The organism is uncultured Boseongicola sp., assembly GCF_937988555.1.
Taxonomy (GTDB): Bacteria; Pseudomonadota; Alphaproteobacteria; order Rhodobacterales; family Rhodobacteraceae; genus Boseongicola.
Genome location: NZ_CALJXO010000020.1, coordinates 1 through 3,024, shown reverse-complemented (window position 1 = coordinate 3,024; position 3,024 = coordinate 1). Strand labels below are relative to the sequence as shown.

At 61.5% G+C, this 3,024-nt stretch carries 4 protein-coding genes; 1 reads left to right on the top strand and 3 read right to left on the bottom strand.

Features of this window, described 5'->3' with window-relative positions:
- Positions 1-752: (2Fe-2S)-binding protein (locus tag Q1B15_RS00990; RefSeq protein WP_299748807.1), on the bottom strand; the 752-nt coding region annotated here is incomplete at its 3' end.
- Entirely contained in the window at positions 745-1,713 is a 969-nt protein-coding gene (locus tag Q1B15_RS00985; protein WP_299748805.1) for a 3-hydroxyacyl-CoA dehydrogenase NAD-binding domain-containing protein, read from the bottom strand. The genes Q1B15_RS00990 and Q1B15_RS00985, both read right to left, overlap by 8 nt.
- 69 nt (positions 1,714-1,782) lie before the next feature.
- On the opposite strand from Q1B15_RS00985, the gene Q1B15_RS00980 reads away from it, so the two are divergent.
- Positions 1,783-2,541 (top strand): SDR family oxidoreductase, encoded by a 759-nt coding sequence (locus Q1B15_RS00980; RefSeq protein ID WP_299748804.1) that lies wholly within the window; start codon positions 1,783-1,785, stop codon positions 2,539-2,541.
- Here Q1B15_RS00980 and Q1B15_RS00975 read toward each other — a convergent pair.
- The coding region (locus Q1B15_RS00975; RefSeq protein WP_299748802.1) for a sugar phosphate isomerase/epimerase family protein at positions 2,538-3,024 on the bottom strand (487 nt) is incomplete at its 5' end. The genes Q1B15_RS00980 and Q1B15_RS00975 overlap by 4 nt on opposite strands.

Genomic DNA, 3,024 nt, shown 5'->3' with positions numbered 1-3,024 from the left:
CCAGACCCGCAAACCGCGATACGTCGGCCTGGCAGGGTGCGATAGCTGCGCCAAAGTGTCTGTGCGGCCCCCGTAGTCATGACGCCCGGCAGCGTCCAGCCCGGCGCCACAGTCGGCCTCTCGTAGGCACCGGTCGCAATGATGGCAGTGCGCGGGCGAACCACAAGCGCGCGCCCTTCAAGGTCAGCTATAAATAGTGGTCCGTCGAACGCCCCCCAGACTTCTACAGAGCCAATGATCTCGGCGCCGCTGTCCAGCGCTTCGCGAAACAACTCGGCCCCCTCTTGTTGCTGCCTGTCAATCGGCGGCAGTCCGGTTGACTGCTTGTAATACTGTCCGCCGGGCACTTTGCGCTCGTCCAATACGACGACCGATGCACCAGCGCGCCGGGCCGCGATGGCGGCCGCGAGTCCGCCCGCGCCACCGCCAATGATGGCCACGTCCGGTTCCAGTATGCGAGCGGCTTCGGGTGGTGGAGCAACGACCGCGCCTTTCAGGGACGGGAAGGCGACCTGGGTTTCGACCTTTGCGCCGTCGCGGGCGGCAGACATACAGGCGCGTCTGTTTGGAACGCCATCAATCGTTACTAGGCAGTCCTGACAGACACCCATTCCGCAGAAAATTCCGCGTGCATTGCCGTTTGCGCTTTGGCGAAAGGCTCGGTGCCCCTGGTCAGTCAGGGCGGCGGCCACGGATGCGCCCGGCTTTATGGGGATGGGCGTTCCATCAAAGGTGAACGACGGGTCAGGCATTTGCATTGCCCAAAAGCTCGTCCCGCAAAGCGACCAGCCGCGCGACAGCGCGGGACCGCCATCGGGCGCGGTCTGCAATCGTTGCGCCAGAGCGCGCGACCTCGCGCGCGTCTGACACGCGAGAGATCAGCGGGTCACTCCAGTCGACCGTCTCGCCACGCGCTTCGCCCATGCGCCTGTACGCCGGGCCCATGCGTTCGGCGTGCGCCGTTATCCCGCCAGGAGTATTCAGTTCGGCAGTTTCAAACGGTCCCGCCAAGGCCCAGCGAGGGCCAAGTCCAAGACGCATCGCCTTATCGATGTCGTTTGGCTCCGCCACGCCTTCGTTGACCAGACGATAGGCCTCGCGCAGGACGGCGCCCTGAAGGCGGTTAAGGATGAACCCTTCGATTTCGTGCCCGAGCAATGCTGTCGCGAACCCGGCGCCGCTGAACATGGCGGCGGCCCGCTCCATAGACCCAGGCGCAGTGCCAGGGGCAGGGCACAACTCAATGATGCGCAGGACGGCTGGTGGGTTCATTGGATGTGCTACCAGACACCGGGTCTGGTCCCGGACTTCCGGAACGATCCGCGACATAGGTATCGCAGAAGATGCAGTGGTCAAAATCGTGTTCTCACCAGTCTTTGCGAAGAGATCGACGAAGATGGCTTGCTTAATCTCGAGGACTTCAGGCCCACACTCAAGGACCAGGTCTGCCGTTCCAAGTGCGCTGTCGGGCGATCCCACCACGATGATATCGCCATCTTTCTGCTGACCAAGCCCTGCCAATTGGATCGCCTGGCGCTGGACCCCGATCCCGGCCTCCGCAGCGGCCCGTCTTTGGCTGTCAGGATCTGCAAGCGTTACACGCCAACCTGCGTCTGCGAACGCGGCGGAAAAGGACAGACCAATGAAGCCTGCGCCGAGGATGACGACGTGAGTGTTAAGCGCGACGGTCAGTTCGGAACCTTTCTCTTGCATCAGTTCGCAGAGCGAACAAAAGTACGCATGCTTTGATAATGTGTAGCCACGCAGAAAGGATCACGCAACATGACTATTTCGCAAGACCTTATCGGACGAAATGCCGTGGTAACGGGCGGTGCCTCGGGTCTCGGGAGCGCAATTGCCGCGCGGCTCGCCGCGTCTGGCGCCTCCGTCACGGTTGTCGATCTTAGCGGGGCGCTTGATCTGGTTCACGCCGGGCATTCAAGGTTCCCGTGCGACCTCGCCAAGCCCGACGCCAAGGACAAGCTTGCAGTGCTGGCTGCAAAGTTGGGAACAGTAGATATTGTAGTGGCAAATGCTGGCGTCGTTCCGCCATGGAAACGGATGCGCGCGCTGGACGGAGACGAATGGAGCCGTGTCATGGCAGTCAACGTTTGGGGCGTTGCGGCAACAATTGGCGCATTTGCCGAAGCGCTGGCGCGCTCGGATCATGCCTCGGTCGTCGCGATGGCCTCTATCAACGGGTATCGCGCGCACCCTGATCAGGTTCTCTACACGGCCTCGAAGCATGCCGTGATTGGAGTGATGCGCGCGGCCGCACTTGATCTTGGGCGCGACGGAACGCGCGTCAATGCACTTGCCCCCGGCGCTATCGCGACCAAGGCATTGTTGGGGCGAGTTTCTGCGCGTCACGCTGGTGGCGGTCAAAGTCCCGAGGAAGCGCTTTCGGCGCTGTCTGCTGAAACCGCACTCGGTCGTATGGCAACCGAGCAGGACGTCGCCAACGTTGCGCATTTCCTTGCGTCGGATGCCTCCGCCGGCATGACAGGATCAGTTTTCCCGGTTGAGGCAGGTCTTGTCTAGCGTGACGCCCAGCCGTTCTCGGCAAGGATGTCATGGCTGGCAAGGATGTCCCCATCGGGATCAGCGCCAGGTTGCAGAGCGTCGGTTATTATCTCAAGGACGGTCACACCCTGATAACCTATGTCATTCAAGGCCTTTGCCGTAGGCGCAGGATCGACGATGCCGCTGCCCAGACGCTCATGCTTGAATTCGTCGGGACCAGAATCCGAGATATGCACATTCTTTACGAGATCGCCAAGCATGCGAATTGCGTCGGCGGGGTCTTCCTGGATGAAGGCGCTGTTGCAGATGTCGAAGTTGATGCCGACCTCGGGTCCGATCAGCGCTGCAGTGTCTCGCATGTCTTGCGCAGTGGGCAGGTAGGTGAAAGGCACGTTCTCCAGAAGTATCTCAACGCCGGTTCCCTTAGCGTGGGCCACAAGCTTCTGTATGCCCTCGACAAACCAGTTCAGCATCCACTCGTGCGGTGGGTTGATCAGGCTG